A 5,263-nucleotide genomic window follows, 5' to 3' on the forward strand; every position below is an offset into this window, starting at 1 on the left:
GTCATCGGTTCGGTGGTGACGGTCATCCCTGGATCCCTTCTCTGCCCTGACTCCGCTTCCGGCCCTGACTCCGCTTCACCCGCTCGTCCGCACCAGGTCCCAGACCCCGGGGCCGGCGCGCATCCGCAGGACCACCTCGCGGGCGGGCTCCTGCGGCTCCTCCACCGACCGGGCCAGGACCCGCCAGCAGCTCAGCCGGTCTCCCCCGACCGGCATCGGCGACGGGAACGGCCACGGCGACTCCTCGATCCACTGCTCACGGATCCCGGTGACCAGGAACCGCTCCCCGCGGCGCAGCGGCCTGCGCTGGAACTCCACCGGCTCCCCGTTCTGCCAGCGGACCTCGATGGACGCCGGCTGACGGGCACGGAACAATCGGGAGAAGCCGCTCACGTGCCACCACGTCCCTTCGTCACCGACGCACCTCCGCGGCGCGTCCAGCGGCGGGGTGCTTCCCCCACACCGCCGCCGGACGCCCGCCGTCGAACGCGTGTTCGACATGTTCAGTAGAACGTCTGTTCGATCCGTCGTCAAGTCGCAGCCGGGTGGCGCGCCCCGGTACCGCCGTCCGTGATGTGATGGCCCGGTGAGGCACGACCGGAGGCGACCGTGACGGCGGCGCCCGCCCAGCCACGGCTGGTCGGGCTGAGCCGCAGTGAGTTCGCGGACCGGCTCGGCGAGGCGATCGACGTCTACGTCACGGCCATGGGGTACCCGCGCGGGACCGCCAAGCAGCGGCGCACGCTCTGGCTGGAGCACTCCTACCGGCCCGGATGGCGCTCGGTGGCCTGGCTCGGCGAGCGCGACCGGCTCCTCGCCGTGTCCTACGGCTACTGGGGCGGTCCCGGCCAGTGGTGGTTCGACGAGGTCCGGCGCGGCCTGCGATCGTTGCGCGGCTCCGGCGCCGACGGCGGCGACTGGCTCGCCGACTACTTCGAGCTGACCGAGCTGCACGTCCACCCGGAAGCCCAGGGTGGCGGGCTGGGCGAGGGGCTGCTGCGGGCCCTGCTCTCCGGGGCCGAACGGTCCCGGGTCCTGCTCTCCACCCCCGAGCACGGGCCACAGCCGCCCGGGCGGGCCTGGCGCCTCTACCGTCGCCTCGGGTTCTCCGACGTGCTCCGCGAACACCTGTTCACCGGCGACCCGCGCCCGTTCGCGGTGCTCGGCCGCGAGCTCCCGCTGCCCGCACCGGACGCGACCCGGTCCTGATCACCCCGGCTCGTCCGGGGGTCACTCCGGCCCGGTCCGGCGCCTGATCGACCGGGAGGCGCCCGACACGCCCGGCGGTCACCGTGCCCGCCCGGGGCCGGGTGGCACGATGAGCGCCATGCCGTCCGCGCCGCCTCCGCCGAGCACCGCCGTCCGCCCGGTGAAGGCCCGGCCCGGGCAAGCCCGCCGGACCGCCGTCGTCGTCCTCGTCCTGCTGCTCTCGCTGGCCGCGCTGAGCGGATGCACGCGGGTGCGGGCGGGCCTGGCCGTGCAGCCCGACGACACCGTCAACGGCGACATCGTGATCGCCACCCCGGACGGCGCCCCGGGCGGCGAGGGCCCGCAGCTGACCGTCCCGCCGGACCTCGCCGACGACGTCGAGCTGACCCCCTACGAGGAGGACGGCTACATCGGCTCCACGGTCCGGTTCACCGGACTGACGTTCGACCAGGTCAGCAGGCTCAGCGCGGTCGGCGGCGTCGCAGGCGGACGCGCCGACCTGCAGATGCGCCGGGTCGGCGGCCGGATCGCGGTGCAGGGCCGCGCCGACCTGACCACCGTCGCGGTGGACCGGGCGGACTTCCAGCTCAAGATCAGCTTCCCGGGCGAGGTCGTGGAGACCAACGGCGAGGCCGACGGCGGGACCGTCAGCTGGACGTTCACCCCGGGCGAGGTCGGCCAGATCAACGCCTCGGTGGCCTCGACGGACCCGAACGCGCCCTCGACGCTCGGCTGGACGGCACTGCTGGCCGCCCTGGTCGCGGTCGCGGCCGGAGCCGCGGTGGTGCTGGCCCGGCGCAACCGCAACCCCCCGGTGCACAGCGGGAGCTGACACGGCACCGCCCGGGTGGGAGTCCCCCACCCGGGCGGTGCGTCTTCGGCGTCCGTCGTGGGGTGTCAGACCTCGGCGCGGTGTGCGGCCAGGCCGAGACGCTCGACCAGCTCGGTCGTCGCCGTCGAGCGGTTCAGCGAGTAGAAGTGGATCCCGGGCACGCCCTCGGCGAGCAGCTGCTCGCACAGCTCGCCGGTGACCTCCATGCCCGCGGGCCGGAACGTCTTCTGGTCCCCGGCATAGGGCTCGAGTCGTTTCACCAGGGCCTCGGGCAGCGGCGACCCGGACAGCTCCGGCCCCTTGTGGAACGTCTTCTCCGAGGTCAGAGGCATGATCCCGGGGATGATCGGCTGGTCGAACCCGAGCGCGGCGACCCGGTCGCGCAGCCGCAGGAAACCCTCGGGCTCGAGGAACAGCTGGGTCACCGCGAACTCGGCGCCACGGCGGAACTTTCCCACCAGCCGCTCGGTGTCGGCCTCCAGGTCCGCCGAGCGCGGGTGCCCGTACGGGAACGCGGCCACGCCGACGCAGAACGGTCCGGACTGCTTGCACAGCTCGACCAGCTCGTCGGCGTAGTTGAGTCCCTCCGGGTGCGCCTCCCACTCGTCGAGCGGGTCCTTTCCGGGGGGATCACCCCGCAGGGCCATGATGTTGCGGATGCCGTTCGCGGCGAGGGACCCGATGACGTGGCGCAGCTCGTCCACCGAGTGCGACACCGCCGTCAGGTGGGCCATCGCGACGAGCGTGGTGTCGTTGGCGATCCGGCCGACGGTCCGGACGGTCCGGTCCCGGCTGGAACCGCCTGCGCCGTAGGTCACGGATACATATGCCGGGTCCAGCGACTCCAGCCGGCGGATCGCCCGCCAGAGGTCCGCCTCGCCCTGGTCGTCCTTCGGCGGGAAGAACTCCACCGCGAAGAACGGGCGGTCGACACTGATCCGATCGGTCACTGTGGGTGCGGGGGTCAGCGTGCTCACGGGGGACACCCTACGGTCATTCCTGCCCCCGGGCCGACTCCCGCGCTCACGGATAGCCTGGGACGGTGCCCCCTCCCCCCGGACGAGACGTCCCGTCAGCGCTCCCCGACGCGGACGGCAACACCTCCGACACCGACGCCCCGGGCGTCGACGGGGACACCGGCGGCCTCGGCCTGACCGCCGTGTCCGGCGCCCCCCTCGACGACGCCCTGCCCCAGCACGTCGAGCGGATCCTGGCCGGTTACCTGGACCGCAGGCGGGTGGACGTGCTCGCCGTCGACCCCGAGGTCACCGAGGCCGCGGACGCCCTGGCCGGGTTCGTGCTCGGCGGCGGCAAGCGCCTGCGGCCCACCTTCGCGTGGTGGGGCTGGCGCGGTGCCGGCGGCGACCCGGACTCGGCCGAGGCCGAGGAGGTCCTGACGGCGCTGTCGTCGCTGGAGCTGATCCAGGCCTGCGCCCTCGTGCACGACGACCTGATGGACGCCTCGTCCATTCGCCGCGGGCGTCCGACGGTGCACGTCGAGTTCGCCCGGATGCACTCCGGCTCCGGCTGGTCGGGCCCTCCGGCCCGGTTCGGCGCCGCGGTCGCGATCCTGGTCGGCGACCTGGCCCAGGTCTGGGCCGACGACATGTTCCACGGCGCGGCGTTGCCCGCCGGCGCGCACGCCCGGGCCGCCGAGCCGTGGCGCGGGATGCGCACCGAGGTGCTCGCCGGGCAGTACCTCGACGTCCTGGCCCAGGCCTCCGGCGACGACGCCGAGCGCACCGCGCTGCGGATCGACCGGTTCAAGACCGCCGCCTACACCGTCGAGCGGCCGCTACACCTGGGCGCCGCGGTGGCCGGCGCCCCACCCGAGCTGGTCGCCGGCTACCGCCGCTACGGCGCCGACATCGGGGTGGCCTTCCAGCTGCGTGACGACCTGCTGGGCGTGTTCGGGGATCCCCGGGTCACGGGCAAGCCCGCCGGCGACGACCTGCGCGAGGGCAAGCGGACGCTGCTGATGGCGCTGGCGCTGCAGCGGGCGCGCCAGCGCGGCGACGGGGCCGCCGAGCAGGTGCTGGTGCAGGCGCTGGGCGACCCCGGGCTGGACGGGCCGGGGGTGGACCGGGTGCGCGGGGTGCTCACCGGGCTGGGCGCGGTGCAGGCCGTGGAACAGCGGATCGCCGCGCTCACCGGTTCCGCCCTGGACGCGCTGGACAACTCGCCGGTCCACGGGCCGGCCCGGACCCGGCTCTTCGAGCTCGCCGAGCGCGCCACGCGCCGCCAGTGGTGAGCCGCGGCCTCCGCCGCGTCCCGGGCCGGACCGACCACGTGGTGGTCGTCGGGGCGGGACTCGCCGGGCTGTCCGCCGCGCTGCACCTGCTCGGGGCCGGACGGCAGGTCACGATCGTCGAGCGCGACCCGCACCCGGGCGGCCGCGCCGGGCGCCTGGACGTGGTCGACGACTCCGGCGTGCACCTCGTCGACACGGGCCCGAGCGTGCTGACCATGCCCGAGCTGCTCGACGACGCGTTCGCCGCGGTCGGCGGGTCCACCCGCGACCGGTTGGACCTCGTCCGCCTGGACCCGGCCTACCGGGCCGAGTTCGCCGACGGCTCGGCGATCGCGGTGCGCCAGGACGCGGCCGAGATGGAGCACGAGGTACGCACGGTCTGCGGGCCGGAGGCGGCGGCCGGTTACCGGCGGCTGCGGGCCTGGCTGACCGAGCTCTACCGGGTCGAGTACGACACGTTCATCGACGCCAACCTGGACTCGCCGCTGGACCTGCTCGGGGGTGGGAACGCGGCACAGCTGGTCCGGCTGGCCGCGCTCGGCGGGTTCGGCAGGCTCGGCCCGAAGGTCGCGTCGATGGTGCCGGACGAGCGGCTGCGCCGGATCTTCTCGTTCCAGGCCCTCTACGCCGGGGTCGCGCCGGACCGGGCCCTGGGCGCCTACGGCGTGATCGCCTACATGGACACGGTCGCCGGGGTCTGGTTCCCGCGCGGCGGCATGCGCGAGATCGGCACCGCGATGGCCGGGGCCGCCGAGGCGGCCGGCGCGCGGATCCTCCTCGGACGCGAGGTCACCGGGCTCGACCGCTCCGGAGGGCGGGTGCACGGGGTGCGCCACCGCGGCACCGGGACCCGGGAGAGCCCGGAACGGATCGACTGCGACGCCGTCGTGCTCACCCCGGAGCTGCCGGTCGCCTACCGGCTGATCGGGCACGCCCCGCGCCGCCCGGTCCGGCTGCGCTGGGCCCCGAGC

The 5,263-nt window shown here is 74.9% G+C and carries 6 protein-coding genes; 4 read left to right on the forward strand and 2 right to left on the reverse strand.

The window, feature by feature from the left end; translation table 11 throughout:
- Positions 1-75 precede the first annotated feature (75 nt).
- On the reverse strand, positions 76-393 hold the full coding sequence (locus I4I78_RS30055; RefSeq protein ID WP_218614891.1) for a hypothetical protein: 318 nt from the start codon (positions 391-393) through the stop codon (positions 76-78).
- 216 nt (positions 394-609) lie between these two features.
- Between I4I78_RS30055 and I4I78_RS30060 the strand changes: the two genes are divergently transcribed.
- Both I4I78_RS30060 and I4I78_RS30065 read left to right on the forward strand, forming a co-directional pair.
- Positions 610-1,209, forward strand: a complete 600-nt coding sequence (locus I4I78_RS30060) for a GNAT family N-acetyltransferase (protein WP_218614892.1) — start codon at positions 610-612, stop codon at positions 1,207-1,209.
- Between the two features lie 109 nt (positions 1,210-1,318).
- On the forward strand, positions 1,319-2,041 hold the full coding sequence (locus tag I4I78_RS30065; RefSeq protein ID WP_226380700.1) for a DUF3153 domain-containing protein: 723 nt from the start codon (positions 1,319-1,321) through the stop codon (positions 2,039-2,041).
- Positions 2,042-2,106: 65 nt separating this feature from the next.
- On the opposite strand, the gene I4I78_RS30070 is transcribed toward I4I78_RS30065, so the two are convergent.
- Positions 2,107-3,009, reverse strand: coding sequence for a methylenetetrahydrofolate reductase (locus tag I4I78_RS30070; protein ID WP_226380703.1), 903 nt, complete (start codon positions 3,007-3,009; stop codon positions 2,107-2,109).
- Positions 3,010-3,200: 191 nt separating this feature from the next.
- Between I4I78_RS30070 and I4I78_RS30075 the strand changes: the two genes are divergently transcribed.
- The gene (locus I4I78_RS30075) at positions 3,201-4,292 is read left to right on the forward strand and encodes a polyprenyl synthetase family protein (protein WP_218614896.1); all 1,092 of its coding nucleotides are present in this window, start codon (positions 3,201-3,203) and stop codon (positions 4,290-4,292) included.
- Positions 4,289-5,263: phytoene desaturase family protein (gene crtI / locus I4I78_RS30080; RefSeq protein ID WP_218614893.1), on the forward strand; the 975-nt coding region annotated here is incomplete at its 3' end. The genes I4I78_RS30075 and crtI, both read left to right, overlap by 4 nt.

This window comes from Pseudonocardia sp. KRD291, assembly GCF_019263595.1.
Classification (GTDB): Bacteria; Actinomycetota; Actinomycetes; order Mycobacteriales; family Pseudonocardiaceae; genus Pseudonocardia.

Bases quoted from the DNA above. Each gene is read 5' to 3' on its own strand.
- I4I78_RS30065 (WP_226380700.1), top strand. From the start codon at position 1,319: ATGAGCGCCATGCCGTCCGCGCCGCCTCCGCCGAGCACCGCCGTCCGC.